Source organism: Streptococcus vulneris, assembly GCF_019218685.1.
GTDB lineage: Bacteria > Bacillota > Bacilli > Lactobacillales > Streptococcaceae > Streptococcus > Streptococcus vulneris.
In genome coordinates this window covers 45,047-71,717 of the sequence record NZ_JAHUZC010000002.1, presented here as the reverse complement: position 1 = coordinate 71,717, position 26,671 = coordinate 45,047, and the positions used below count along the sequence as shown (strand labels likewise).

Genomic DNA, 26,671 nt, shown 5'->3' with positions numbered 1-26,671 from the left:
TTGTAAAAATTCAAATACTGAGAGTTATTATTGACTCAAAGCAACACTGGAAACCTTACCATCCGCTCCTGTTGTAATTTGGATGATTTTTCCCCCACCAATTTTGGCATTATACTTACCATCATCAAGAGTATAAGAATAGTCTCTGATAGAGTAGTTTTCTTTCTTTCCATCAGCAGATTCTACTGTGAATTTGCCTCCTGATGAAACTGTGATAGTTTCGCCATTTGCTCCCTTCCAATTGCCCGCTGCAGCTGAGAAATCACCATCTACCATGGTTAAAACACCCTTGTAGCGTTTATTTTGCTCTGCTTGTTTGTCTTGAAGTTTGCGGTCAGTTGTAGGATCATAGCTTGATTGGTTAGACTGGGCTTGAGGAGCCTGAGCAGGAGTTTGTTGACTAGCCGCCTGTTGATTAGACACTTCTTGACCTTGTCTTTGCTCTGGTGCAGGTGCCGCTTGTGATGGTGTTGCACTTACTGAAGACTGATCGGTAGATGCCTTGGCCTTTTCAGATGAAGCTGAACTTGAGGACTTCTGAGTCTTGCTTTCTTTGCTAGAAGAAGCTACTTTAGAACTTGATGACTGGCTTGTCTTAGCAGAACTGCTTGCTTGAGTTGTTTCCTTTTTATTTCCACAAGCTCCTAATAGCAAGGTAGAAGCCAATACAGTTGCTGCCATCAATTTGATATAGGTTTTCTTTTTCATTTTTCTACTCCTTTGTAATATTTTAGAAATATAAAGAAATCTTTTTGTAATATGATTGTAACATTTAAATTTGAATATGTCAACAATTTATCTAAACTATTTTAAAAATCTTAAATACTTTAGATACATTTACTCCTCCTACTCTTCTATTCGTAATAAAACAGAAAAACAGGAGATTTTCCTATTAAAAATTTGAATTTGTTTTTTGTGTAATCGCTTGCAACTTTAAGTGCAAAGGAATATAATAACATTGAAATAGAATATAGGAGGTGTAGGCTTATGTTAAGCAAATATTACAAGTATCTTCCTTGGTTGATTGTGACATCTATTGTCTCTTATCAATCAGCAACTTACTATGCGCGAACTGCATTTGATGTGTTTTATCTGACTACAATCTTTTTGATTTTCTATATCGCTTTATTAGTTTTGCATGAGAAATATCTCAAGTATCGATACAAAGACTTCTTTACTCACATGTTGAGTAATTCTAAGAAAGATAGCCATCCCTAAAACAGTCGCAACAGCAAATCAAACTAATAAAGGCAAATAAAGAGATCGGGAACTTTGTCCCGACCTCGTTTTTTATTTCAATCGATAGGTTTTTCTTGGTTTCTTTTTAGGCACTCGTTTGAGTCCGACTTCTTCTACATATTCTCCGTATTTTACGAGAAAATTATTGCTGACGATTGGACGACCGGGGTTGATAAGATTGACCAGTTCAGTTCCTTCGTAGACAGTGAACTCCTCCTCCAGCAGATAAAGGAAGGTCGGATTCCAGTCGAGACGGCCTTGGATTCGTTTGATGGATTCTTGGATAATGGCATAATGGTCAAAAGCGAAGGCTTGCTCCTCCAACTCTACTCCCTTTAAGAAGCACTTGCCTGTCTGAAAATCGACATCTACGAAAACGACATCCTTGGCATCGTCTCCTGCTTGAACAAGTTCTAATGCACGACTAGGCAGATAAACCAAGTGGGCAATGGTCACTGTCCAGCCCCGTGGGTCACGGCCGGGGGTCGATACGGTCATCAATTGCTCAATTTTTTCCAAAGGAAGATCGAGATTAACTTCTTCTCTCACCTCACGCTGACAGGCATGCGCAGCATCTTCGCCCTTGTCCATAAATCCTCCAACTAAGGCCAAACAATTTTGATAAGGGTGAGCCTTGCGACGAATTAATAAGAGCTTGATCTTTCCTTCGACAAAGCAGTAGGCTACCATATCCACCGTCACACTTGGTTTTTCGTATTGAGGGAGTTCCTGCTTGTAGTACCAGTCTAAAAACTCTTCCTGACTTGCATGAACTTCAAAAAATTCTTTTTCCGTCATCCCTGCTGGAATCATCGTATCCGCCATTTTATGCCTCCTTACGAACTGCCTTGGTCCATTGGTACCAACCTACTAGACTATTGAGTGTGTAAACCCAGTACATCCCTTGGATGTGGATATTTTCACCCCACCAGAGGTAGATACTAAAAAGATTGGTTGCAATCCAGAAAATCCATTGCTCACGGTAGAGACGTGTCATCAAGAGCTGACCTACACCATTGGTCGCATCGGTTACACTATCACGGAAAGGGCGAGCGCTATGAATACTTTGGTAAGCCAAGCCCATACCAATCCAAATGATAGCAGTCAAAGCCAAGTACTTGAGCCAGTCAAGCACAGATAATTTCTTAGCTTCAAAGTGAGATTCTTCTACTTTTCCTTGATCATTGATACGGTTGGACAGCCAAGCATAGAGGCCAATCGGCTGCATGACAAAGAAGTAAACGGTTGTCAAGACTTCTCCATAAAAAGTCGCGTTCATGGCCAAAACCAAATAGATAGCTGAGTTGATGGCCCCAAAGAGATAATTGCTTGCACGCCCTTCTGCTACCAAGATAACACAGACAATCCCAGTCCAAGATGCCAACAAGCTCATCCAGTCATGACTTTCTGTATTTTGCGTGAATTCCAAGATCAAGGGAACACTTGACAAGACAATAAGATACAACCACTGGAAGAGGCTACGGCCGACAAAGAGATCTTTCCAGAGCAGGTTCATGATTCCTGCAAAACCGATCTTGCGGGCTTCCGCATGGACATTTTTAAAGTTTTCGATAAATTGTGTGATTTTTTCAGTTAGTTTTTTCATATTTTTCTCCTAATCTGCTTGGTAAATGGCATCAATAGCCACTTTTGCTGCTTCATAATTTCCTAGATAATCTTCTGCTAGATAAACTAGTGGAATGTTTGCTAAGTAGCGCTCCCTCATCTGGTCCAAATGCTGGGAAAAACTATGACGAATATGGTCTTCTGCCATAGTCATATCTCTAAATCCGTCATTGACATAGGAACCGACAGGTTGCACAAAGAGAATCAAGTCCCATTTTTCCTTAGCCAAGATTGAAACAAAGAGATTGTCAAATGTCTCTCCTGATAAGTCCCTTTGGTCCTCAGTCTCCATGTAATAATCATAGTAGCCCTTGGTTACTAAGGAGTTGGTGTCTGCTATTACCAGTCCCCTATTGGCATTGCTATCGATTAACTTAGATGTCTGGTCATACTGCCCCAACAGGAGATAATAGTAATCCTTTGGAGTCAATTCATCGTCGCGGACATTGTTTTTGATCTGGTACTCACGCGCGTATTCCAGGCTAACTGGTGCATCGTAATACCTTGCCAAATCCTTGGCTAAAGTGGTCTTCCCATTGCTGGCACTTCCCATAATCAACACTTTCTTTGTAAACTGACGTCGGAAGGGTTGAGCAATATATTTCCAATATTTGCTTGGATTTTCTCGAATCATAGTCGCTGAGATACCAAACTTTCTTTCTTGCAAGACAGTCTCAAAGCTACGATTAGACAATTCTTGCTGGTAGTCTGCTTCTCCCACAAAGAAAATTAGTTCTTGCTGGGTTTCATCATAGGAAATCTCCTCTAACATTTGGTCCAACCACTCCTGCCAACCCATAGGGTAACGAGGAAGATTGGTTTCATCTAACTTGCAGACAGAGGTCAACTCGTCATCACCAAAGGCCTCTCGGATATAGCGAAATCTTTTTTGAAGCGTTAAGCCTACCTGCTCCCCTCTATCTCCCTCATAGCCTGAAACGACAACCCAAACCCGGTCACACTGTCGCTTCGCACGCTGGATCAGATCGATATGACCTTGATGAAGCGGAGCAAAGGTTCCAAATACCACTGCTGTTTTCTTTTTCATAAACGCATTGCCTTTTTATAATTTTTGATATTTTTATTATCTATGTTTTTTATTATAAACTATATTTTTGTTTTGTCAATAGTTTTTTATTATTTTTTATAAAAAAGTAGCAAAAAAGAGAATCAAGATTGCTCCTGATTCTCCATTTTTATGCAATATCAAATTTTAACTGGCCTGCTTTAACACCAATCTTAAGTGTGCTGCCTGCCACCAAATCTCCCTTAAGAAGAAGTTCTGCCAACTTGTCCTCCACTTCTGTTTGCAGGGTTCTGCGAAGTGGACGAGCTCCCATCTCTGGGTCATATCCTTGATTTGCCAACAATTTCAGGGCTGAAGCTTGTAATTTCAAATCAATGCCTTTTTCAGCCAAACTTGCCACTAAAGGTTTAACCATAATCTTCACCACTTCCTGCATATGGTCGCTAGATAGGCTATGGAAGACCACCTTTTCATCAATACGGTTGATGAATTCAGGTCTATAAGCCTTTTTCAACTCTTCAAACATGCGTTTTTCCATGTTTTCCTGGTCAAAACGAATATCCTTAGCCCCAAATCCGACAGTCTTATCATCACGAAGGGCTGTCGCACCAAGGTTCGATGTCATGATGATAATGGTATTTGAAAAATCGACCTTGCGTCCCTTACTATCTGTCAAGACACCGTCATCCAAGACCTGCAAGAGGACATTAAAGATGTCTGGGTGGGCCTTTTCTACTTCGTCAAAGAGGAGAACGGAATAGGGTTTGTTGCGAACCTTCTCGGTCAACTCCCCACCTTCTTCATAACCCACATAGCCCGGAGGAGCTCCATTGAGACGGCTGGCTGCAAATTTCTCCATATATTCACTCATATCAAAGCGGATCAGAGCTGATTCATCATCAAAAAGAACTTCTGCTAGAGCCTTAGCCAATTCGGTCTTACCGACACCTGTAGGCCCTAAGAACATAAAGGAACCAATCGGACGCTTATGACTGCGAATCCCTGACTGGTTGCGGCGAATCGCACGGCTAATGCTTGAAACTGCTTGATCTTGCCCGATGACACGTTTGTGCAATTCAGCTTCCAAGTTTAGGTATTTCTTAGCATCAGTCTGAGTCAGTTTTTGGACTGGAATACCTGACAAGCGACTCAAGGTGGTCAAAATATCAGACTCTGTCACCAAGTCTTTATAGACAGGCACTTCCTCTTCTTTTGCGATTAACTGAGCTGCCTGTTTCCACTTACCATCCATCAGGGCCTTGTCAGCTGGACTTAAGTCAGAATCGTCTGCTTTTACATGCTTAGCCTTATTTTGCACTGTTGCTGCTGCTTCGTCCAAGAGATCGATAGCAGAGTCTGGCAAGTGACGGCTAGTCAAGTAACGATGCGCCATCTTGACAGCTGTTTCGACCGCTTCATCTGTGATTTGCACACGGTGATGTTTCTCATAAGTCGCCTTCAAACCTTGTAAAATGGTCATGCTGTCTGCCACGCTTGGCTCTTCGATCGTCACTTTGGCGAATCGACGAGAAAGGGCCGCATCTTTTTCGATGTGTTTTTGGTATTCTTCCTGAGTGGTGGCACCAACCGTTCTCAAAGTTCCACGCGCCAAAGCTGGTTTCAAGATATTGGCCGCATCCAAAGTTGAATCAATACCGCTCCCAGAACCCATGATAGTGTGGAGTTCATCGATAAAGAGGATGACTTGGCCATCTTCTTCAATATCCTTGATGATATTGTTCATGCGCTCTTCAAAGTCACCACGGAAGCGTGTCCCTGCAACGACATTCATCAAATCAAGCTCCAACACGCGCATCTTAGCCATTTCTGCAGGTACATCACCACTAGCAATACGCTGGGCGAGACCAAGCGCCAGAGCAGTTTTCCCGACACCCGCATCTCCAACCAAGACAGGATTATTCTTGGTTTTCCGACTCAAAATTTGAATCATACGTGAGATTTCTTTGTCCCGACCGATGACTGGTTCTAACTTGCCAGAACGAGCTTGCTCTGTCAAATCATGCGTATAGTCCTCGAGACCACCACTCGGAGTCTGGGGCATGCCCATCATATTAGCCATAGAATTTTGCTTATCAGCTACTGTACGATGTCGTTGTCGTAAAGCCTTGAGATCTTCACGAGTCCAGCCTGCCCGTTCTTCTAGATTTCGACGTAGGGCAGCAATCTTAACCTGATCTTTCTTGTCTTCATAAGAAAAACCAGCCCTCTCCAAGATACGAGTCGCCAAGGCATTGCCATCATGTAAAATCGCATAAAGGACGTGCTCCGTCCCTAGCACCTTAGAATGGACCACTGACGCCACATATTCCGCTTCATCAAAAAGAACCTGTAAACGATGAGAAAACGGCAATTCCGTAAAGGTTTCATCCTGGCTATAGTCCGTTTCAGTCAGTTCCAAAGCGACTTCTTCTAAACGGTCCATCTCATATGGATAATCATTTAAAGTCGCCCCTGCCACACTATAACTGTGATTGGACATGGCAATCAACAAGTGCCAAGACTCTAGGTAACGAGCTCCAAAATGGCCTGCAACCATGTAGGCACTTTCGATACATTCATTCAATGCTTTTGAATAGTTCATCTTACTTCCCTTTTCTATCTACCTCTTGTATGACCTGTCTTAGCATATTAGCACGAACAACTGGAGCTTCTTCTCCTAGAACGCGATCCAAAGCTACTGCCACCAGCAAATTCATCTCCTGCTTGGTCATCAATTCCTGCTCAACCAAAAGCTGCAGAATATCCTCATAAATTTCTTGACTGACCCGCTCACCAATTGAGTAAAGCAGATCCCTGAGCATTTCATGATGACTAGAAAACTCAATCCGTCCTATACGAATGTAGCCTCCGCCACCACGTTTACTTTCAACCAAGTAGCCTCTACTTTCAGTAAAGCGCGTCTTGATCACATAGTTAATCTGACTAGGAACAACCTGGAAGGTATCTGCCAACTGACTCCGTTGCAACTCCACAATTCCAGATTGATCTAAAATCGCCTTGATGTAGGCCTCAATATGATCCGATGTATTTTTAAATCTCATTACAAACCCACCTCTCTCTTTAAACCTTGACTATCTTTGACTATTATACCGAAATTTTCTCATTTTTAAAAGAAAAAGGGCGTTGGTAAAGGATAATCTTCACCAACTCCCTATTTTTCTACTTATCTAAGCCTAATTCTGCCAAGATTTGACGTTTGTAGACAATCTTTTGAACTTCCTTGTCCTCATCTTCGGACCAATCTAGTTTAATTTCTGAAACAATTTGCCCAGGACGATTTTTCAAGATATAGATGCGGTCACTGAGATTGAGGGCCTCCTCGATACTATGCGTAATGATCAAGGTTGTTAGTTGCAACTGCTTGTGAATCTCCAGATACCAAGCATGGAGTTCCATCTTAGTCATCTCATCCAAGGCGCTAAAGGCCTCATCTAGGAGAAATAGCTTGTGCCCGAAAAGGTAGGTACGAAGCAAGGCTACACGCTGGCGCATCCCACCACTGAGTTCATGAGGGTATTTATCTCTTATAGCTGTCAACTGGAAAGTCGCAAGAATTTCATCCGCTCGAGCAATGGCTTCTGCCTTATCAACCTTTTGAATCAAGAGGGGCAGGATGATATTGCCAAGGACTGTCTTATGCTCCAAGAGGAGATCCTTTTGCAACATATAACTCACGCGCCCCTTAGGATTTTCCTCCCCATCAAGGACAATTCTCCCTGACTGAACTTCTAAAATCCCAGCGATTAGGTTAAAGAGGGTGGTTTTCCCAACACCACTTGGGCCTAGGATAGAAACCACTTCACCTGAAGTCACCTGCAGGTTGATGTCTTCTAAAATTCTATCTTGTCCGTAGGCATAACTGACGTGTTCTAGTCTAATTTCTGTCATTATTTCACAAATTCATTGGTAAAGCCTTTGTCTGTCAAGTCTTCTTTTAGGATACCATTTTCTTTATCCCATTTGTAGAAGGCATTCCAACGAGCTGCGTCAAATTGCCCCCATTTTTCCTTGTCGCTTGCGTATTCTTTTGACAAGTATTTTTGAGATTCGATGACAAAGTCACGTTTTTCCTTGAGTTCAGGTGCATTCTTAATGAGGATATCTGCTGCTTCCTCTGGATGCTCCATGGCATATTGGTAGCCTTTTTTGATAGCTTGGATGACTTTACGAGCTTCTTCTTTATTGTCTTTCAAATAGTCGTTGTTTGCGATGATAACTGGTGAGTAGTAGTCAAACTCCTTGACGTAGTCTTTCAAGTACATGAAGTTAGCCTCTACTCCTTGAGATTTTGCAAGGATACCATCCCAACCGTAGTAAATCCAAGCAGTGTCAAAAACTCCATTGGCAATCGGTGTGATTGAGTTTGAATCGTTGTTTGGTACTTTTTCGACCTTCTCAAAGTCTCCACCTTGTGATTCTACCAAGGTCTTCAACATAGCAAGTTCAGTTGGGTCATTCCAAGTTCCGTATTTCTTACCAACCAAGTCTTTTGGACTAGCTACATTGTCAGATTTACGAGAAATGATTCCTGATGTATTGTGTTCTACGATAGCTGCAACGGCAGTAATTCCTGCTCCTTTTTCCAATTTTTTAGCCATATAATCTTGGAAATAGACTGCAAACGGTGCCTTACCATTGATAACCAAGTCAGAAGAACTTTCTTCTGGTGGCAATTTCAAATCAACATCCACTCCAGCTTCTTTGAAATAACCTTTTTCCTTAGCAACATAAAGCCCTGTGTGGTTGGTATTTGGCGTCCAGTCTAGGATAAAGTCAATCTTCTTGAGTTCTGCTTCCTTATTGTCCTTAGAAGCAGTTCCTTGACCACAGGCAACAAGCACAACAGCTACAAGAGCTGTCACAAGCGTTAAAAACACTTTCCATGTTTTCTTCATTTCAATTTCCTCTTTTCTTTTTCAGAAACATCCTTTTTCTTATGAACGTTTCCATTTAATAACATATTTTTCACTAATATCGACCAACTTCATACCAAGAAGACTGATAATCGATACCAGAATAATAATAGCAAACATGGTATCATACTGAAACAGTTTCTTGGACTGAATCATGTAGACACCTAGTCCTTCAAAGCCTCCCAACCACTCAGATACCACTGTTGTGATGAAGGCGTAGGAGACACTGACCCTCAGACCTGCATAAAAGTAAGGCAGGCTGACTGGGATTTTAAAATGCCACAGAATTTGCCAAGGTTTGGCCCGCATCAGACTAAACAAGGTCAGCATATCCTTGTCACAATGCCTAAAACCGTCCAAAATGCTAACGATGATAGGAAAAGTAGTCGTCAAGATAATCAAGACAATCTTGGGTAAAATCCCATAACCGAGCCACAAGACCAGGATAGGAGCTATGGCAATGGTCGGAATGGTCTGAACAACCACCATCATAGGGTAAATCAGATCGTTAAGCCAAGTCAAACTATCCATAAGCACAGCCATGAGACAGGCAATCAAAACTCCCAGAACCAACCCCAGCAAAGCCACTCTCAAGGTCGCCCAGCTATGGTGCCAGAGAAATTCTCTATCACGAACAAAGGCCTGGAGAATTTCAAGAGGTGTCGGCAGGATAAACTTGGGGAGAAGTTTAAGCAAACCTGCTAGCTGCCAGATTGACAAGACTCCTAGAAAGCCCAATAGACTAATGTGTCGTCTCAGTATACTTTTCAAGTTTCTCATCAATACTTAATATCTCTCCTACATTTATTTTAACATTGGCAAAGACATTGTCTGCCTCTTGCCCTGCTACCTCTAGCGCTTCTTTGAGAATGCGCATGAGCTCATCAAACTCCCCTTCCAAGACCGTTTCAAATGGTGTCACCACCATAGTTACTTCTTGAGCTTGCAGATAAGCAATGACCTGATCAATAACAGCAATCCGATCAATTCCCTGTGCCAAGGGTAAAACTTGCAAGGCTATGCTTGCTTTCATAAGAACCTCCTCTTCTCGTTTTCCTTTGACAAAAAGAAAAACCTTTACCATATATGGAAAAGGTCAAGATTAGACTAAGTATCGTTCCCTACGCTGGCATTACCCAGATCAGGTGCGGTCGAAGTTTAACACTTCCTCTCAGACTGTACACAGACTCCCATATATTATATGGACATATGATAGCGTAAAACAAAAAAAATGTCAAGGAAACTGCTTACAGAAAAACATGAAAAAGAGTTTGAAAACAAATGCTTCAAACTCTATATAGCTTTTTTATTTAGCCTCGTACCAGGTTGCACCTTCATTTTCATCTGCGATGAGGGGAACACTGAGTTGGATGGCTTCTTCCATGGTTTGTTTGACCAATTTTTTCATCTCTGCTAGTTCCGATTTAGGCACTTCAAGGACGATTTCATCGTGCACTTGCAACAGCATCTTAGTCTGATAACCACCTGCAACCAAGGCTTTATCTAGCTGAATCATGGCAATCTTGAGAATATCTGCTGCCGAACCCTGGATAGGTGAGTTAATGGCAGTTCTCTCAGCAAAACCACGAATGTTAAAGTTACGCGAATTGATATCCGGCAACTCACGACGACGCTTGAAGAGGGTCTCTACATAGCCCTTATCACGCGCCTCACGCACCACTTCATCCATATAGTTTTTAATACCTGGGAAACGTTCAAAGTAGGTATCAATGTAAGCCTTGGCCTCCTTACGGCTAATGCCCAAATTATTAGACAAGCCAAAGTCGGAAATCCCGTAAACCACTCCAAAGTTGACTGCCTTGGCATTGCGACGGTCGTTTGGAGTCACATCCTCAGGATGCTCAATGCCAAAGACCCGCATGGCTGTCGAAGTATGGATATCTGCCCCCTCTTGAAAAGCCTTAATCAAGTGCTCGTCTTTAGAAATATGCGCCAAAACACGCAATTCAATCTGTGAATAGTCGGAGCTGAGAAGTACACTATCCTCCCACTCAGGCACAAAAGCCTTACGAATGAGACGGCCTTGTTCCAATCGCACAGGAATATTTTGCAAGTTTGGATCCACACTAGACAGACGCCCAGTCTGGGTCAAATCCTGCACATAGCGAGTATGAATCTTGCCATCAGCCAAAATCCAGTCCTGCAAGCCAATCACATAAGTAGATTGAATCTTGGCAATCTGACGGTAATCCAGGATTTTCTTAACAATCGGTGCAATAGGAGCTAGACGCTCCAAGACATCCACCGCTGTCGAGTAACCTGTCTTGGTTTTCTTAGTGTATTCTAGAGGAAGTCCCAATTTTTCAAAGAGAAGCACGCCCAACTGCTTAGGCGAGTTAATATTAAACTCCTCACCAGCCAGTTCATAAATCTCCTGAGTCAGTTTTTCAATGACAAGCTCATTTTCAGCCTGCATCTCAAGCAAGGTCTCTTTCTTGACCGTAATCCCAGCAATTTCCATCTTGGCAAGGACAAAAGCCAGAGGTTGCTCCATATCATAAAGAAGCTCTAATTGCCCATTTTCGCTGAGTTTTTCAAGCAAAATAGGCTCTGTTTCGACCAAAACTGCAAGCTTACGAGCTAAATGCTCCAAGAATTTCTCACGTGCAGGAATGGCTCTCTTGACACCCTTACCGTAGAAGGTCTCATCATCGACCAAGTAAGTCTGACCATAAAGACTAGCAATAGTCGCAATTTCATTGTCCTCCACAGTCGAAAGGAGGTATTTAGCCAAACGGCTATCAAAAGCAGGCGCCTGTAAATCTACACCAAAACGATTCAAGAGAACTTTGGCCTTTTTAAAATCATAAACTCTCAGATGTGTTTTTTCTAAAAAATCCTTGAAAATAGGCTCTTGCAAAAGTTCAAGTTTATCTGTAGCATAGAGCTTATCCCCACAAGACCAGGCAAATCCAACCAAATCATCCGTATGGTAATTCTCACCAAAAAGCTCAAAATGGAAGATAGATTCTTCATTCAGCATGTCTTGACAGACTTGGTCAACAATAGTAAAGTCCAAACTCTCAGTCACATCAGCTGACGACACATTTAAAGCCTGCTTGAGCTGTTTGAAGCCCATCTCATCGTAGAATTTCCCAAGATTTTCCACATCTGGACCACTATAGACCAAATCATCCAAACCAATCTCAATCGGTGCCTTGGTATCAATGGTCGCCAGTGTTTTCGACAAAAAGGCCTGTTCCTTATCATGGATGAGATTTTCCTTCATCTTAGAAGCCTTCATCCCATCAATATTTTCATAAATCCCCTCAAGCGAACCATGCTCCAGCAAGAGCTTGATACCCGTCTTTTCACCGATTTTGGTCACCCCAGGGATATTATCCGACTTATCACCCATGAGCGCCTTGAGATCGATAAACTGAGTCGGTGTGATGCCCATCTTTTCCATAAGATATTCTGGCGTAAAGGCCTCAAACTCAGCCACACCTTTCTTGGAAATCTCAACCACCGTATGCTCATCCGTCAGCTGAATCAAGTCCTTGTCCCCACTGACAATGGTAATATCAAAACCATCCTGCTCAGCTAGTTTATCCAGCGTCCCAATGATGTCATCCGCCTCATACTGAGCCAACTCATAATGACGAATCCCCATATGATCCAGCAACTCACGAATGAAGGGAAATTGCTCACGAAACTCATCAGGAGTCTTAGCCCGACCACCCTTATAGTCCGCATACATCTCTGTACGGAAGGTCGTCTTACCCGCATCAAAAGCCACCAAAATATGACTCGGCTCAACCCGCTCCAACAAATGGCTCAACATCAACTGAAAGCCATAAATCGCATTGGTATGCAAGCCAGCCGCATTCTTAAAACGGTCCAACTGCTGATAGAGCGCAAAAAACGCCCGAAAAGCAACAGAAGACCCATCAATCAATAATAATTTTTTCTTATCCATACACCCATTATAAAGGAAAGCACCAAAAAATACCATTAGGAAGAGTTCCCTGAGAGAAACTAAGATAATATAAAAAGAGAAGGAAGTTATTCCCCCTCTTTCAAGCTACGAAATGAATTAGTTTTTACGTTTCACAAATGGAATAGCACCAAGGAACAATCCAAGGAATCCTAATGATGTAACTGCAACATTATCTTTACCACCAGTATTTGGAAGTTCTTTTTTATCTTCTGTTTTTGCTGCTGGCGCTTGATAAGTCTGATCTTGCTTAGTTCCTACTGTTGTCAGTTTATAGTCTGAAACATTATTTACGGCTGGGGCTCCTGTTTCTGCATACGCTGGAACATTGTTTACAGCTGGCGCTCCTGTTTCTGCATACGCTGGAACATTATTTACGGCTGGGGCACCTGTTTCTGCATACGCCGGAACATTATTTACAGCTGGTGCTCCTGTTTCTCCATATGCTGGAACATTGTTCACTACAGGGTCTTCATCATTTGTAGATAAAGGTCCTGTATATTCTGGAACTTCGTTAACAGCTGCTAAGACAAAGTTAGCACCCCCTTTATATTCTGGAACTTCATTAATTGCTGCTTCTAAACCATTAACGCCGCCTGTATATTCTGGAGCATCGGCTACAGTAGGAGGTGTTGCATCATTTACCCCACCAGTAAAATCAGATTCATTATCTCCAGAAGGAGAATCACTAGGATTCACGCCACCGTTAAACTCTGGAGCATTTTCAGCCGTAGGAGCATCAGCAGGATTTACCCCACCAGTGAATTCAGGAGCATTAGGAACAGTTGGTACTTCGTCAGGTTGTTTAGCATCGTCAGAAGGAGAATCACTAGGATTTACTCCACCATTAAATTCTGGAGCATTAGGAGCAGTTGGTACTTCGTCAGGTTGTTTAGCATCGTCAGAAGGAGCGTCAGCAGGATTTACCCCACCAGTGAATTCTGGAGCATCAGGAACAGTTGGAACTTCATCTGCTTCCTTAGCAGGCTCAGTAGGTGCTTCATCATCACTTACGCCACCACTGAAATCTTTAGGTTCTTCACCTTTAGGAACTTCTTTTAAGTTTTCGATATAACCTAAAGTTGCGTTGTAATCGTCAGTTAGTGTATCGATTGCATTTTTACGCGCTTGTAATGATTCGTTAACTTCGTCAAATTTAGCTTGAGCTTCATCAACAGAAGCTTTAGCAGAAGCGACAGAACCTTCTAGTTTAGTTACAGCATCTTGTAATTTATCGATAACATCTTGATCAGCTTTATTCGTTTTAGCTGTTTCAAGAGCAACTTTAGCTTTTTCTAAGGTTTCTTTTTGTTTATCTAAGGCAGCATTTTTCTCTTCTACTGCCTTAGCTTTTTCAGCAGCATCTGCTTTATCTTTATCAGCTTCTTTAGTTAATTTTTCAATTTTTTCAGCTAAATCATCAGCAATATCTGTAAGTTTTTTAACGATTGGTTTAGAAGCTTCTTTTTTAGCAGCTTCATCAATTTTTTTAGCTTCTTCAGCATCTAATTTTTTAGTTTCATCAACTTTTTCAGGAGCTTTGTTTCTAGTGTTATAGTCGTTTTCTAATTCTTTTAGAATATCTTTAGCAGATAAATCACCTTTTTCAACGGCATCTAGAATAGCTTCTTTACCAATTTCAGCTTTTTTATCAGCTATTGCTTTTTCTTTATCAGTTATACTTGCATCTTTATGAATTTCTGCAATCGCATCTTCTTCAAGTTGATCTAAAGCGTCTTTAAGAGCTGTTTTAGTTTCAGCTTCTTCTTTTTTAGCCTCTTCTTCTTTTTTAACTTCTTCTTCAACTTTAGCTTTTGCTTTTTCAGCTTCTTCTTTAGCTTTGGCTAATTCAGCTTCTGCGTCAGCTTTAGCTTTTTCAGCTTCTTCTTTTTTAGTTTGAGCAGCAGTTACGTCAGCAGCTTCTTTTTCAGCTTTAGCAGTAGCTTCCTCAACTTTTTTAGCTTCTTCAGCAACTTTTTTCTCTAATTCAGCAACTTTAGCATCCGCTTCTGCTTTAGCTTCAGCAGCTTTTTCAGCTTCTGTTTTCTCTGCTGGTTTAGCTGGCTCTTCTTCTACTGGTTTAGCTGGCTCGTTCGCTTCTTTTTCTTTAGCAGCTTTCACTTCTTCTAGAGTTTTGTTGTACTCATCAGTAAGTTTGTTTAATTCGTCAGCAACAGCTTTAGTATCTAAAGCAGCTTGATCAAAGTCATTTTGTGCAGCATCACGAGCTGCTTCTGCTTTTTTAGCAACATCTTCTAAAATTTTAACAATTTCTTCAGATGAACCATTTGCTTTTGCTGTTTCAAGAGCTTTTTTAGTTTTTTGTAGAGTTTCATCTCTCTTAGTTAATGTATCAGCTTTTTTATCTTCTTCAGATTTTAATGCATCCGCTTCTTTTTTAAGCTCATCAACATTTTCACCTAAATCATCAGCTTTATCTTGAAGTTTTTCTGATGCAGGACGAGCAGCATCAGCTTTTTCAGCTTTGTCAATCCCAGCTTTAATATCTTCTGGAAGTTGATCTTTAGTTGAAGGGTTAGCTTGAGTTGCACCAGCATCAGCAGTAGCAGCTTGGTCTTTATTTCTTAATTTTTTCTCAGTTTCTTTATTAGCTTCAGCTTTTTCGTTATCATCTGCTAATTCAGCAAGAACATCACCAGCTTTTAAATCACCAGCTTTTAAATCACCAGCTTCTACAGCATTTAATAATTCTTCTTTTGCTTTTTTGTCAAGCAATTCGTTATCAGGAATTTGTTTCAAAGCTTCAGTTAAAGTTTCTTTAGCTTCAGCCTCTTCTTTTTTAGCGTCTTCTTCTTTTTTAGCTTCTTCTTTAGCTTTAACATCAGCTTCGGCAGCTTTTTCTTTAGCAGCAGCTAGTTCATCAGCAGCAGTTTTTTTAGCTTCTTCAGCTTTAATTTTTGCAGCATCAGCTTCTGCTGCTTCTTTTTTCTCTGCTTCAAGCTTAGTAGTTGCTTCATCAGCTGCAGTAGTTGTCGTATCTACTTTTGCTTGAGCTTCATCAACTTTAGCGTTAGCTTCTTTTTCAGCTTCTTTAGCTTTTTCTACTTCAGTTTTTGGAGTTTCAGCCGCAGGTGTAGACTGAGAATCTCCAGCAGGTTGAGTAGCTACTGGTTTGCCATCAGCTTTCACGACTGACGGTTGAGATGCAACAAATGCCGCTCCCAAAACAGCAACACTTGCTAAGCTAGTTAAAATCATTTTCTTTTTGTTCATCTTGTGTACCTCTTTTTAAGAATCATATTTATGTACATTATAAACCTTTTTTTGAGTGAAATCAAGGTATACATTATATTATATATACTTTGTTATTGATATATTATATTTCAAAAACATGGAAAATTCTCAAGAAAGTAAAGCATATTTTACTAGCTTTCTTTTTTCTTTCTTTCCATTCTTTTCATTTTCTATAGTAAATTATAGTTTTGAATTCAATTCAGATATCTTAATTCTTCATAAAAACTCTATTTTAAACAAAAAAACAGGAGATTTCTCTCCTGTTCAGATTCAATTACTTAAAATTAAACCCACTCACCATTATGATTTACAGTATAACCGTCTACTATTGTATTAACAGCTAGCTCACCTGAAGAGTAAGAATAATACCACTTACCAGAAACTTGATACCAGCCTGTTTTCATTGCCCCTGAACTATCCAGATAATACCAAACCCCATTTTCCTTTAACCATCCTGTCTGCATTTCACCAGATAATTTCAAATAATACCAGGTAGAACCATCTTTCAACCATCCCGTCGCCTTAGAACCATCTGATTTGAAATAATACCAACTACCATTTATTTTCTTCCAACCCACAGTCAATCCATTATTTGAACCATGATTAGAGCTATTTACTGATTGATTCTGTGACGAAGTCACTCCCTCCAACTGAATATAACGACGACTCCCGCTATAAGAAATATAACTCAACCACTTGTAACCATCCTTTTCTATCACCTGATCATAATGAACACTCTCGCCTGGATCATAATAGGCAAGTGTAGTTGCAGTTGATAATGGTTGAGTTTTGATAGCAGCTTTTGTCTTAAAATAATGAGTTCCTTTTGTTGAATAAGAAGGCTGAATCGTTACAACTTGATTGTTTGACACTTCATTAAAACCACTTGACTCTTCCTTAGAATTGCTTGCTAAATCCTTTGAACTATTTGATACCTGTGTTGAATTACCAGCTATATCTTTAAAATGAATAAAACCGGTCATCTTGCTTGCTTTTACAATTCGTTTATTATAGTTACCTTTATAATCATAGTTATATTCCTCAATTTCTATATTATCACCCATCACATTTGAAACCCAAGCAACATGTCCATAGCCCCCTGCTGTAGACCAAGCAATAGCTCCAATTGCTGGTTTATTATCGACACGATAACCTTCACGACGAGCACGATATCCCCATTCGTTAGCATTCCCATAAGCTCCTGGTAGCTCAAAACCATTCACACTACTCAAGCGAAAGGCTGCAAAAGAAGTACACTGGCGAGAATACATCCGCCACTTATCAATCGTCTGGCTACCATTTTTATAGTAAGCAGGATAATCATCCCCACGCGCAATCGATCCACTTCCTCCAGAATTGGCATGAACACTTTCTCCAGCTGACAACATCAATCCTACTACTAAAAAAGGAACAACCTTTTTAACTGACTTTCTAATAGAAAATCCTGACTCTGTTACTTTAAATGGTGAACTTTTCATTCTTCCTCCTTGAAAAATAATATAAATCGAAGATTACCTTCACTTAAACTATTCGGAGAAAAAATAAAAAGTGAGAAAATTTCTCACTTTAATCAAAATAATGAATCAAATTCTTTTCTGTAAGGATATCTGAGTAAGTAAAGGATTCAACGTAAACATTAGCTTGTTTATCTCCTTCAACGTTCCCAAATTCAACGATAAATAGGGATGGATAAACCTCAATTAACTTACCCAATCTATTTTTTTGGCGCTTACGACCATTCTCCAAAGTCATTTCTACGACTTGTCCCTCATGTGCCTTAATTTCTTCTTTGATTTTTTTCATCTTGGCTACATCTGTAAATGCATCTGACATCTTATGCCTCCCTCTTTGAGATACTTGAAAATTTATTGTATTCTTTTTGGAAAATTAATTCCACCGTTCCACGAGCTCCACTACGGTTTTTCTCGATAATAACTTCTACCTTATTATTTGGTATGCCTTCCTCTTCTTCACCACCACGCTCATAGTAGTCGTCGCGATAAAGAAAGGCTACGATATCAGCGTCCTGCTCAATAGACCCAGATTCACGAATATCAGACAAGACCGGTCTCTTATCCTGACGTTGTTCTACACCACGAGAAAGCTGACTGAGAGCGATTACTGGAACTTTCAGTTCCTTGGCTAGGATTTTCAACTGACGTGAAATTTCTGAAACCTCTTGTTGACGATTTTCTCGACCAGTTCCCGTTATAAGCTGCAAATAGTCTATCAAAATCAAACCAAGATTTCCAGTTTCTTGAGCCAGTTTACGAGAACGAGAACGAATCTCTGTAATCCGAATCCCTGGAGTATCATCGATATAGATACTCGCGTTGGCTAGATTCCCTTGAGCAATGGTATACTTTTGCCATTCCTCATCGGTCAATTGACCTGTACGGATAGAATGGGACTCGACCAAGCCTTCTGCCGCCAACATACGGTCTACTAGACTTTCCGCACCCATTTCAAGCGAAAAGATAGCAACCGTTTTGTCCAACTTAGTCCCAATATTCTGAGCGATATTCAAGGCAAAGGCTGTCTTACCAACCGCTGGACGGGCTGCCAGGATAATTAACTCCTCCTCATGAAGTCCAGTCGTCATATGATCCAAATCACGATAGCCCGTAGCAATACCTGTAATATCAGTCGTTTGTTGAGAGCGAGCCTCCAGATTTCCAAAGTTGACATTCAACACATCTCGAATGTTCTTAAATCCACTTCGATTAGCATTTTCACTAACATCAATCAGTCCTTTTTCTGCCTGAGCAATGATTTCATCAGCTGGTTGCGAAGCCTCGTAAGCTTGATTGACAGACTCTGTCAACTTGGCGATTAATCGCCGTAACATAGCCTTTTCTGCAACAATTTTAGCATAATACTCCGCGTTAGCAGAAGTTGGCACAGAATTGACAATCTCAACCAAGTAAGACAGGCCACCAATATTCTGTAAATCACCTTGATTATCAAGAATGGTACGAACCGTTGTTGCATCTATAGCATCGCCACGATCGGATAAATCGACCATAGCTTGAAAAATCAAACGATGGGCATACTTAAAAAAGTCCCGAGACTCAATATATTCTCGCACAAAAACAAGCTTACTCTCGTCAATAAAGATAGCCCCTAAAACGGATTGCTCAGCTAAGATATCTTGAGGTTGTACTCGTAACTCTTCTACTTCTGCCATCATACTTCCCTTCCTTTTACAATCTTGTCAAGAAAGTGTAAATTTACCCTTCTTTCACACGAAGATTGATTACACTTGTGATATCTTGATAGATTTTCACTGGTACATCAATCAATCCAACTGCTCGAATCGGAGCTTGTACTTGAATATGACGTTTATCAATCTTAATTCCAAATTGCTTTTGCAATTCTTCTGCAATTTTCTTATTGGTAATAGAACCAAAGGTACGGCCATCTGGACCAACCTTTTCAACGAATTCTACAACCGTTTCTTCTGCTTCAAGTTGAGCTTTAATTGCTTTTGCTTCTGCAATCATCTCAGCATGAGCTTTTTCTTCAGATTTTTGTTTACCACGAAGTTCACCTACAGCTTGAGCAGTCGCTTCTTTGGCTAGACTCTTTTTGATAAGAAAGTTTTGCGCATACCCTGTTGGTACTTCCTTAATTTCGCCTTTTTTACCTTTTCCTTTGACATCTGCTAAAAAGATTACTTTCATTCTTCTTTCTCCTTTTCCTTTATTTCATTTAATACAATTTCTGTCAGTTTTTCACCTGCTTCTGACAAGGTTAAATCCTTAATTTGAGCTGCTGCCAAATTAAAGTGGCCTCCACCTCCCAGCTCTTCCATAATCCGTTGTACATTCAGCTTACTACGACTGCGAGCTGAGATAGAGATAAATCCTTGTGTATTCTTCGCAAGAACAAAACTCGCTTCAATACCTGACATAGCTAACATGGCATCTGCTGCCTTACTAATAACAACTGTATCATAACATTTCGAGTCCTTAGCCTCTGCTATTAGTACATCTGAACCTAATTTACGCCCTTGTAAAATCAGTTCATTGACCTCACGATATTCTTCAAAATCTGTCGCAGCAATTTCTTGGATAGCAATACTATCACTTCCTCTCGTTCTGAGATAGCTAGCAACATCAAATGTCCGACTAGTCACTCGTGAGGTGAAATTTTTAGTATCCAACATCATACCAGCCATTAAAACACTTGCTTGCATACGACTCAAACGATTTTTCTTAGAATTCTGGAACTGAATCAATTCCGTTACCAACTCACTGGCACTACTTGCACCACTTTCGATATAAGTGATAACTGCATTATCTGGGAAATCCTGATCCCGTCTGTGGTGGTCGATGACGATGGTTTGGGTAAATAAATCATAAAAATCTTTTGATAAAGTTAAAGCTGTCTTTGAATGGTCTACAAGAATCAACAAAGAACGATTGGTCACCATCCCCATTGCGTCCTTAACAGACAACAACTTTGTAACTCCTTCTTTTTCTAAGAATGAAACAGCTCGTTCAATATCCGGCGACATTTGTTCTTCGTCATAAATAGCATAACTATTTTCAGTCACATTGCTGGCAAACAACTGCATACCTACAGCAGAGCCAAGAGCATCCATATCTAGATTTTTGTGACCAACTACAAAAACCTGATCCACACTACGAACCTTATCTGAAATAGCCGTCATCATAGCACGCGTACGAGTCCGTGTACGTTTGATTGAGGCAGCAGACCCACCACCAAAATAAACTGGATTTTTCGTCTCGTCGTTTTCCTTAACAACCACTTGGTCGCCACCACGCACTTCAGCCAAGTTCAAGTTGAGCAATGCAACTTTCCCTATCTCATCATGATTTCCATCACCATAAGAAAATCCCATACTTAAGGTCAAGGGCAACTGTCTCTGTTTCGACTCTTCTCTGAATGCATCAATAACAGAAAATTTATCATTCATCAAGCCCTCAAGCACCGTGTAGTCCGTAAACAGATAAAAACGATCCATACTTACTCGACGGGAGAACATGGCATGCTTCCCAGCAAATTCTGAAACAAAATTGGCTACAAAACTGTTAATATGACTAATGTCAGACTCCGATGTCGCATCTTCTAAATCGTCATAGTTATCAACGGAAACAATTCCAATAACCGGACGACTCGTCACTAACTCAACAGTCGCTTCGTATTCTCCAGACACATCAAAGAAGTAAAGAACACCAGATACCTTGTCCATATGAACCGAATAGCGAGTCTCACCCAAGGTGGCATAAGAACCTGGATTCCCCACAGACGCCTTTATAATTGTTTGAATTAATGCAACATCAATCTCCCCCACTTCATTAGTCAAAATCAATTCAGCGTAAGGATTGAACCATTCAACTTCACCTGACGATAAGTCTAGTTTAATAACTCCGACAGGCATCTGTTCTAACAAAGTTGTCAAACTATCTTCAGCTTGGTGGTTTACATACTGGATTTGTTCTACTTCACTCTTTGAGTAGTAGTCTCTCTGATGGATGAATAGTAAAATATATGAACCCAAAATAAGTAGCAAAAGAAATAGCGTTACCAGTGTATTCGTTACAAAAACAAGTTGCACAGATAGCACTCCGAACGCCACTATTCCTAATATTAAGGGGAAAATAGGACTTACATAAAATTTTTTCATTCCAAACCTCTTGGCACCCATTATACCATAATAACCACCAAAAAGCGACTTTTTAAAAGTGTAATCAGTAATTCTATCAATTATAAGAAAAAGGAGGTTTACAATTTAGTAAACCTTCCTTTACACATATTGAAATTAAGATTCTTTAACTTCTAACAAGCCAATCTCGCCATCTTCACGACGATAAATCACATTGGTTGTCTGATCTTCAACATCCACATAGATAAAGAAATCATGTCCCAACAAATCCATCTGTAGAATAGCTTCTTCCAAATCCATTGGTTTTAAATCAATTTGTTTTGAACGAACAACTCTGGATTGGGCAACATTTGTATCTTCCACCAAAGCATCTGTAAATAATTGACTAGTTGCTACCTTATTTTTATTTTTACGCTCGATTTTTGTTTTATTTTTACGAATCTGACGTTCAATTTTATCGGTTACAAGGTCAATTGAACCATACATATCTTGAGACACATCTTCTGCACGAAGAGTAATTGAGCCAAGCGGAATCGTCACCTCCACTTTAGCCGTTTTTTCACGATACACCTTCAAGTTAACTCGAGCATCCAACTCTTGTTCAGCTTGAAAATACTTTTCGATCTTTTCGAGTTTAGAAACTACATAATCACGAATTGCTTCTGTTACTTCTAGGTTTTCACCACGGATACTATATTTAATCATATGAGTACCTTCTTTCTAAACATTTTTGTTTTTCTGATTTCATTATAACGCTTTCATTTTAGTTTTGCAAATTTTTTTCTCATCTTACAAGGGAAAATGTTTTTACATCCTCAGCACCAGCCTCTTCCAACAGTTTCTTCACACGATTTATAGTTGTTCCAGTAGTATAAATGTCATCTATAAGTAAGATTTTTTTAGGAATAGTAACTCCACTTTTAATAAAGAAAGGAAGTTCTGTCCCCAAGCGTTCTGAACGACTTTTAGAATAACTAGCTCTCTCTTCTCCCTTATCCAGTAAGTCTTGAAAAGAGAACCCTGCTACTTCAACTAAACCTTCAACCTGGTTAAATCCCCTCTCAAGTAATCTTTCAGGACTTAGGGGAATTACGACAAATTGATACTCTTTGTACTTTTTTAACTCCTCACTTAAAAATGAAGCGAACACTTTTCTTAAAAGGAAATCTCCATCAAACTTATACCGACTGAAAAAATCCTTCATAGCTTGATTGTAAGTAAAAATCGCTCTATGACTGACCTCAACTCCTTCTTTACACCAAAATTGACAATCTTGACACTTCGTTGACAATCCTGTTTTCATACAGTTTGGACAATTCTCTTCTCCAATCCTCTCAAAAGTAGAGTCACAGTCTGAACAAAGACAAGAGTCATCATTCTTCAGAAGTAAGAGACTACTAAAAGTTAAAACAGCCTTCATAGTCTCCCCACACAATAAGCACTTCATAGACTCGCCTCCTTATTCATCTGCTGAATTTCCTTAATTGCCTTCTTGATTGAAGTATTTAACCCATCATGGAAGAAAAGCAAATCTCCTGTCGGTCTATCCATGCTTCGCCCAACTCGTCCACCAATCTGAATCAAGCTAGACTTGGTAAAAAGGCGATGATTGGCCTCTACTACGAAAACATCCACACAAGGGAAGGTAACTCCACGCTCCAATATTGTCGTACTGATAAGTATTGTCAGTTCTCCATCTCGAAAAGCTTGTACCTGCTCTAATCTATCTTCTGTTACAGAAGATACAAAGCCAATTTTCTCATTTGGAAATTGCTCCTGTAAGATTTCTTTTAACTGCTCCCCTTTCTTAATTTCTGAAGCAAAAATGAGTAACGGATAAGCTGTCTTTCTCTGCTTCTCAATATAGGACTTTAACTTTGGTGACAACCGATTTTTCTCTAAACAGTGATTAAAATCCGATAACCAGACAGGTTTAGGAATAATCAACGGATTTCCATGAAATCGTCTTGGCAAGCTCAATCGTTTTAGTTCTCCTATGCGAACCTTCCTATCTAACTCATCAGTCGAAGTCGCTGTTAAAAAGATTCTCAGTCCATTCTCCTTTACACTATTCTTGACAGCATGGTAAAGTGTGGGATTGTCAACATAAGGAAAAGCATCTACTTCATCCACTATCAGCAAATCAAAAGCTTGATAAAACTTCAATAACTGATGTGTCGTCGCAACAACTAATGGTGTTCGAAAATACGGTTCTGATTCTCCGTGTAGTAAAGCTATCTCGCAAGCAAAATCATCTTGCAGTCGCTTATACAGCTCCAAACACACATCGATTCTAGGGCTGGCCAAACAAACTGCACCACCTTCATCAATCACTTTAGCCACAACTTGGTAAATCATCTCTGTCTTTCCAGCTCCTGTTACAGCGTGAACCAAGGTTGGTTCCTGCTTATCTACCGCTTGAATCAATCCCTTTGACACCTTCTCTTGAAAAGGAGTTAATTGACCTCGCCATTTAAGAACATCTTGCTTCGGAAAATCCTCCTGTGGGAAATAGTATAAAGATTGATCACTCCTAACTCTCTTCATAATTAAGCACTCTCGACAATAGTAAGCACCGATGGGCAAATACCATTCATCTAAAATAGCACTATCACAACGTTGACAGAAAAGTTTCCCTTTCTCCTTTCTCATTGCTGGAAGTTTCTCCGCCAACTGACGTTCCTCTTCTGTTAATTCATTCTCCGTAAACAACCGACTGAGATAATTTGGATTTACTTTCATACTTCTTTATTCGTAAAAACCTAGCGCTTTAGATGATTTTTTAGTACAATTAAATCATGGAATTTAGAACAATTAAAGAGGACGGACAAGTCCAAGAAGAAATCAAAAAATCCCGCTTTATCTGTCATGCCAAGCGTGTTTATAGCGAAGAAGAGGCTCGTGACTTCATTACTTCCATCAAGAAAGAGCACTACAAAGCTACTCATAACTGCTCTGCCTTCATTATTGGGGAACGTAGTGAAATCAAACGTACAAGTGATGATGGTGAGCCCAGTGGGACTGCTGGCGTTCCTATGCTTGGGGTACTAGAAAATCACAATCTTACTAATGTCTGTGTAGTAGTGACACGCTACTTTGGAGGCATTAAGCTAGGCGCTGGAGGATTGATTCGTGCTTACGCTGGCAGTGTTGCCTTAGCTGTCAAAGAAATTGGCATCATTGAAATAAAGGAACAGGCTGGCATTGCTATTCAAATGTCTTACGCTCAGTATCAAGAGTATAGTAACTTTCTTAAGGAACATGATATTATGGAACTTGAAACAAACTTTACAGATCAAGTCGATACGATGATTTATGTTGATAAAGAAGAAAAAGAGAATATTAAAGCTGCACTTGTAGAGTTTTTTAATGGAAAAGTCACTTTAATGGATCAAGGTTTACGCGAAGTTGAAGTTTCTGTAAACTTAGTGTAAACAAAGGAGAAAAATATGGCATTTGGAAAATTCATTCAAGGACTCGCTGGTAACTTTAGCGAGCAAAACAAAGAAACTCTTATCAAAGAATATGGACAATATCTACTAGAAAATGAAGAAATTCAAAGTGGATATAAACTGATTCGTGACTCAATTATATTTACAAATATACGTATTATCTTTACAGATAAACAAGGCGCTACCGGTCGTAAGATGTCTATTAAATCAATCTTTTTGATGAACATTGTTAACGTTGAAATGGAAACTGCTGGAGCAGGTATAGATGATAGTGAAATTACTATTACTTATTTAGAAAATGTCTTTCTAAAAGCTCATAATGAGCATTTTAGTTCTCATAAATTTGAATTTCCTAAGAAAACGGATATCGTTCCACTTTACACCTATTTACTAGAATTAGCCTATCACAATCGCTTAAAAATTAATGGATTAGACCTGTGATATAAAAAAATCCTATCACTTCGATAGGATTTCTATATTTTACAAATGGTATAGATAGCGTTATACTAGAAATATCTTATACAAAGAGGTATTCATATGTCTATTTATAACAACATTACTGAACTAATCGGTCAAACTCCGATTGTTAAACTCAACAACATTGTGCCAGAAGGTGCTGCAGATGTCTATGTAAAACTTGAAGCATTCAACCCTGGTTCTTCTGTAAAAGACCGTATTGCTCTTAGCATGATTGAAAAAGCTGAACAAGACGGTATTCTGAAACCTGGTTCTACTATTGTTGAAGCAACAAGTGGAAACACTGGTATTGGACTTTCATGGGTAGGGGCTGCTAAAGGGTATAAAGTTGTTATCGTTATGCCTGAAACTATGAGTGTGGAACGACGTAAGATTATCCAAGCCTATGGTGCTGAACTCGTCCTTACTCCTGGTAGCGAAGGAATGAAAGGTGCTATTGCTAAGGCTCAAGAAATCGCTGCTGAACGTGATGGTTTCCTTCCTCTTCAATTTGACAACCCAGCAAATCCAGAAGTACACGAAAGAACAACAGGAGCTGAAATACTAGCTGCTTTCGGTAAAGATGGACTAGATGCCTTTGTTGCTGGAGTGGGTACCGGTGGAACCATTTCTGGTGTTTCTCATGCACTCAAATCAGCAAATTCTAACATTCAAGTTTTTGCAGTAGAGGCAGACGAATCTGCTATTCTATCTGGTGAAAAACCTGGACCACACAAAATTCAAGGTATCTCAGCTGGATTTATTCCTGATACACTTGATACAAATGCCTATGATGGTATTGTTCGTGTAACATCAGACGATGCACTAGCACTCGGCCGTGAGATTGGTGGAAAAGAAGGATTCCTTGTTGGTATTTCTTCAGCTGCAGCTATCTACGGAGCAATCGAGGTTGCCAAGAAATTAGGTACAGGTAAAAAAGTTCTTGCTCTAGCACCAGATAACGGTGAACGTTATCTCTCTACAGCACTCTATGAATTTGAAGTGTAGTCTCCTAAATATACTTAGCCCTTATTATAGGGCTTTTTATTTATACCTTAAAAATAGGAACACCTCCCTATAAAAATCGACTGC

Annotated in this window: 24 protein-coding genes and 1 riboswitch; of the genes, 4 read left to right on the top strand and 20 right to left on the bottom strand. The window is 40.0% G+C overall.

Annotated features, from left to right (window positions below; translation table 11 throughout):
• Nucleotides 1-27 precede the first annotated feature (27 nt).
• Nucleotides 28-708, bottom strand: a complete 681-nt coding sequence (locus tag KUA57_RS02365; protein WP_218493584.1) for a hypothetical protein — start codon at nucleotides 706-708, stop codon at nucleotides 28-30.
• A 279-nt stretch (nucleotides 709-987) separates the two neighbouring features.
• Between KUA57_RS02365 and KUA57_RS02360 the strand changes: the two genes are divergently transcribed.
• Nucleotides 988-1,218 (top strand): hypothetical protein, encoded by a 231-nt coding sequence (locus KUA57_RS02360; RefSeq protein ID WP_218493583.1) that lies wholly within the window; start codon nucleotides 988-990, stop codon nucleotides 1,216-1,218.
• A 72-nt stretch (nucleotides 1,219-1,290) separates the two neighbouring features.
• Here the strand turns inward: KUA57_RS02360 and KUA57_RS02355 are convergent, their stop codons facing one another.
• From KUA57_RS02355 to KUA57_RS02265, 19 genes are all read right to left on the bottom strand, one after another.
• Nucleotides 1,291-2,064, bottom strand: a complete 774-nt coding sequence (locus KUA57_RS02355) for an NUDIX domain-containing protein (protein ID WP_218493582.1) — start codon at nucleotides 2,062-2,064, stop codon at nucleotides 1,291-1,293.
• Nucleotide 2,065: 1 nt separating this feature from the next.
• Complete coding sequence (gene pnuC, locus KUA57_RS02350) at nucleotides 2,066-2,845, bottom strand: nicotinamide riboside transporter PnuC (RefSeq protein ID WP_115904572.1); 780 nt, start codon at nucleotides 2,843-2,845, stop codon at nucleotides 2,066-2,068.
• A gap of 9 nt (nucleotides 2,846-2,854) precedes the next feature.
• On the bottom strand, nucleotides 2,855-3,913 hold the full coding sequence (locus KUA57_RS02345) for an AAA family ATPase (RefSeq protein WP_049487554.1): 1,059 nt from the start codon (nucleotides 3,911-3,913) through the stop codon (nucleotides 2,855-2,857).
• Between the two features lie 148 nt (nucleotides 3,914-4,061).
• On the bottom strand, nucleotides 4,062-6,494 hold the full coding sequence (locus tag KUA57_RS02340; RefSeq protein WP_125446640.1) for an ATP-dependent Clp protease ATP-binding subunit: 2,433 nt from the start codon (nucleotides 6,492-6,494) through the stop codon (nucleotides 4,062-4,064).
• 1 nt (nucleotide 6,495) lies between these two features.
• The gene (locus KUA57_RS02335; RefSeq protein ID WP_001211265.1) at nucleotides 6,496-6,954 is read right to left on the bottom strand and encodes a CtsR family transcriptional regulator; all 459 of its coding nucleotides are present in this window, start codon (nucleotides 6,952-6,954) and stop codon (nucleotides 6,496-6,498) included.
• A 118-nt stretch (nucleotides 6,955-7,072) separates the two neighbouring features.
• Nucleotides 7,073-7,801: an ABC transporter ATP-binding protein gene (locus KUA57_RS02330; RefSeq protein ID WP_061864810.1), complete on the bottom strand. Its 729-nt coding sequence runs from the start codon at nucleotides 7,799-7,801 to the stop codon at nucleotides 7,073-7,075.
• On the bottom strand, nucleotides 7,801-8,808 hold the full coding sequence (locus KUA57_RS02325) for an ABC transporter substrate-binding protein (RefSeq protein WP_061864811.1): 1,008 nt from the start codon (nucleotides 8,806-8,808) through the stop codon (nucleotides 7,801-7,803). The genes KUA57_RS02330 and KUA57_RS02325 overlap by 1 nt, the downstream gene beginning before the upstream one ends.
• Before the next feature lie 39 nt (nucleotides 8,809-8,847).
• Nucleotides 8,848-9,606 (bottom strand): ABC transporter permease, encoded by a 759-nt coding sequence (locus KUA57_RS02320; RefSeq protein WP_167747867.1) that lies wholly within the window; start codon nucleotides 9,604-9,606, stop codon nucleotides 8,848-8,850.
• Entirely contained in the window at nucleotides 9,569-9,859 is a 291-nt protein-coding gene (locus KUA57_RS02315; RefSeq protein WP_000647659.1) for a thiamine-binding protein, read from the bottom strand. Before KUA57_RS02315 ends, KUA57_RS02320 begins: the two co-directional genes overlap by 38 nt.
• Nucleotides 9,860-9,927: 68 nt before the next feature.
• Nucleotides 9,928-10,030: riboswitch (TPP riboswitch) on the bottom strand.
• A 102-nt stretch (nucleotides 10,031-10,132) separates the two neighbouring features.
• Nucleotides 10,133-12,766 carry a DNA polymerase I gene (gene polA / locus KUA57_RS02310; protein ID WP_125446633.1) on the bottom strand — a complete coding sequence of 878 codons (2,634 nt, stop codon included), beginning with the start codon at nucleotides 12,764-12,766 and terminating at the stop codon, nucleotides 10,133-10,135.
• A 117-nt stretch (nucleotides 12,767-12,883) separates the two neighbouring features.
• Nucleotides 12,884-16,018: an SIALI-17 repeat-containing surface protein gene (locus KUA57_RS02305; protein ID WP_218493581.1), complete on the bottom strand. Its 3,135-nt coding sequence runs from the start codon at nucleotides 16,016-16,018 to the stop codon at nucleotides 12,884-12,886.
• Nucleotides 16,019-16,323: 305 nt separating this feature from the next.
• Nucleotides 16,324-17,517: an SH3 domain-containing protein gene (locus KUA57_RS02300; protein WP_125446629.1), complete on the bottom strand. Its 1,194-nt coding sequence runs from the start codon at nucleotides 17,515-17,517 to the stop codon at nucleotides 16,324-16,326.
• 88 nt (nucleotides 17,518-17,605) lie between these two features.
• Complete coding sequence (locus tag KUA57_RS02295) at nucleotides 17,606-17,872, bottom strand: Veg family protein (protein WP_042751828.1); 267 nt, start codon at nucleotides 17,870-17,872, stop codon at nucleotides 17,606-17,608.
• A 1-nt stretch (nucleotide 17,873) separates the two neighbouring features.
• Nucleotides 17,874-19,226, bottom strand: a complete 1,353-nt coding sequence (dnaB, locus tag KUA57_RS02290) for a replicative DNA helicase (protein ID WP_000852490.1) — start codon at nucleotides 19,224-19,226, stop codon at nucleotides 17,874-17,876.
• A 43-nt stretch (nucleotides 19,227-19,269) separates the two neighbouring features.
• Nucleotides 19,270-19,722, bottom strand: coding sequence for a 50S ribosomal protein L9 (gene rplI / locus KUA57_RS02285; protein ID WP_061864813.1), 453 nt, complete (start codon nucleotides 19,720-19,722; stop codon nucleotides 19,270-19,272).
• Entirely contained in the window at nucleotides 19,719-21,692 is a 1,974-nt protein-coding gene (locus KUA57_RS02280) for a DHH family phosphoesterase (protein ID WP_125446627.1), read from the bottom strand. The genes rplI and KUA57_RS02280 overlap by 4 nt, the downstream gene beginning before the upstream one ends.
• A 135-nt stretch (nucleotides 21,693-21,827) precedes the next feature.
• Nucleotides 21,828-22,376: a ribosome hibernation-promoting factor, HPF/YfiA family gene (gene hpf, locus KUA57_RS02275; RefSeq protein ID WP_000599102.1), complete on the bottom strand. Its 549-nt coding sequence runs from the start codon at nucleotides 22,374-22,376 to the stop codon at nucleotides 21,828-21,830.
• 79 nt (nucleotides 22,377-22,455) lie between these two features.
• Nucleotides 22,456-23,118, bottom strand: a complete 663-nt coding sequence (locus KUA57_RS02270; protein ID WP_061864815.1) for a ComF family protein — start codon at nucleotides 23,116-23,118, stop codon at nucleotides 22,456-22,458.
• A complete protein-coding gene (locus tag KUA57_RS02265; RefSeq protein ID WP_004262131.1) occupies nucleotides 23,115-24,413 on the bottom strand; it encodes an ATP-dependent helicase ComFA in 1,299 nt (432 codons plus the stop codon). The genes KUA57_RS02270 and KUA57_RS02265 overlap by 4 nt, the downstream gene beginning before the upstream one ends.
• A gap of 56 nt (nucleotides 24,414-24,469) precedes the next feature.
• On the opposite strand from KUA57_RS02265, the gene KUA57_RS02260 reads away from it, so the two are divergent.
• The 3 genes from KUA57_RS02260 to cysK all read left to right on the top strand — a co-directional run bounded on the left by KUA57_RS02260 (nucleotide 24,470) and on the right by cysK (nucleotide 26,587).
• A complete protein-coding gene (locus tag KUA57_RS02260) occupies nucleotides 24,470-25,105 on the top strand; it encodes a YigZ family protein (RefSeq protein ID WP_004262132.1) in 636 nt (211 codons plus the stop codon).
• A 15-nt stretch (nucleotides 25,106-25,120) separates the two neighbouring features.
• Complete coding sequence (locus tag KUA57_RS02255) at nucleotides 25,121-25,564, top strand: PH domain-containing protein (protein ID WP_049499109.1); 444 nt, start codon at nucleotides 25,121-25,123, stop codon at nucleotides 25,562-25,564.
• 96 nt (nucleotides 25,565-25,660) lie between these two features.
• Entirely contained in the window at nucleotides 25,661-26,587 is a 927-nt protein-coding gene (cysK, locus tag KUA57_RS02250; protein WP_000029880.1) for a cysteine synthase A, read from the top strand.
• The last annotated feature ends 84 nt before the right edge of the window (nucleotides 26,588-26,671 follow it).

Coding starts and splice junctions, on each gene's coding strand:
- KUA57_RS02355 (WP_218493582.1), bottom strand. CDS start 2,064: ATGGCGGATACGATGATTCCAGCAGGGATGACGGAAAAAGAATTTTTT.
- KUA57_RS02360 (WP_218493583.1), top strand. CDS start 988: ATGTTAAGCAAATATTACAAGTATCTTCCTTGGTTGATTGTGACATCT.
- KUA57_RS02280 (WP_125446627.1), bottom strand. CDS start 21,692: ATGAAAAAATTTTATGTAAGTCCTATTTTCCCCTTAATATTAGGAATA.
- rplI (WP_061864813.1), bottom strand. CDS start 19,722: ATGAAAGTAATCTTTTTAGCAGATGTCAAAGGAAAAGGTAAAAAAGGC.
- KUA57_RS02295 (WP_042751828.1), bottom strand. CDS start 17,872: ATGTCAGATGCATTTACAGATGTAGCCAAGATGAAAAAAATCAAAGAA.
- KUA57_RS02340 (WP_125446640.1), bottom strand. CDS start 6,494: ATGAACTATTCAAAAGCATTGAATGAATGTATCGAAAGTGCCTACATG.
- KUA57_RS02255 (WP_049499109.1), top strand. CDS start 25,121: ATGGCATTTGGAAAATTCATTCAAGGACTCGCTGGTAACTTTAGCGAG.
- KUA57_RS02305 (WP_218493581.1), bottom strand. CDS start 16,018: ATGAACAAAAAGAAAATGATTTTAACTAGCTTAGCAAGTGTTGCTGTT.
- KUA57_RS02335 (WP_001211265.1), bottom strand. CDS start 6,954: ATGAGATTTAAAAATACATCGGATCATATTGAGGCCTACATCAAGGCG.
- polA (WP_125446633.1), bottom strand. CDS start 12,766: ATGGATAAGAAAAAATTATTATTGATTGATGGGTCTTCTGTTGCTTTT.
- KUA57_RS02365 (WP_218493584.1), bottom strand. CDS start 708: ATGAAAAAGAAAACCTATATCAAATTGATGGCAGCAACTGTATTGGCT.
- cysK (WP_000029880.1), top strand. CDS start 25,661: ATGTCTATTTATAACAACATTACTGAACTAATCGGTCAAACTCCGATT.
- dnaB (WP_000852490.1), bottom strand. CDS start 19,226: ATGGCAGAAGTAGAAGAGTTACGAGTACAACCTCAAGATATCTTAGCT.
- KUA57_RS02320 (WP_167747867.1), bottom strand. CDS start 9,606: ATGAGAAACTTGAAAAGTATACTGAGACGACACATTAGTCTATTGGGC.
- KUA57_RS02265 (WP_004262131.1), bottom strand. CDS start 24,413: ATGAAAGTAAATCCAAATTATCTCAGTCGGTTGTTTACGGAGAATGAA.
- hpf (WP_000599102.1), bottom strand. CDS start 22,376: ATGATTAAATATAGTATCCGTGGTGAAAACCTAGAAGTAACAGAAGCA.
- KUA57_RS02325 (WP_061864811.1), bottom strand. CDS start 8,808: ATGAAGAAAACATGGAAAGTGTTTTTAACGCTTGTGACAGCTCTTGTA.
- KUA57_RS02315 (WP_000647659.1), bottom strand. CDS start 9,859: ATGAAAGCAAGCATAGCCTTGCAAGTTTTACCCTTGGCACAGGGAATT.
- KUA57_RS02345 (WP_049487554.1), bottom strand. CDS start 3,913: ATGAAAAAGAAAACAGCAGTGGTATTTGGAACCTTTGCTCCGCTTCAT.
- KUA57_RS02260 (WP_004262132.1), top strand. CDS start 24,470: ATGGAATTTAGAACAATTAAAGAGGACGGACAAGTCCAAGAAGAAATC.
- KUA57_RS02330 (WP_061864810.1), bottom strand. CDS start 7,801: ATGACAGAAATTAGACTAGAACACGTCAGTTATGCCTACGGACAAGAT.
- pnuC (WP_115904572.1), bottom strand. CDS start 2,845: ATGAAAAAACTAACTGAAAAAATCACACAATTTATCGAAAACTTTAAA.
- KUA57_RS02300 (WP_125446629.1), bottom strand. CDS start 17,517: ATGAAAAGTTCACCATTTAAAGTAACAGAGTCAGGATTTTCTATTAGA.
- KUA57_RS02270 (WP_061864815.1), bottom strand. CDS start 23,118: ATGAAGTGCTTATTGTGTGGGGAGACTATGAAGGCTGTTTTAACTTTT.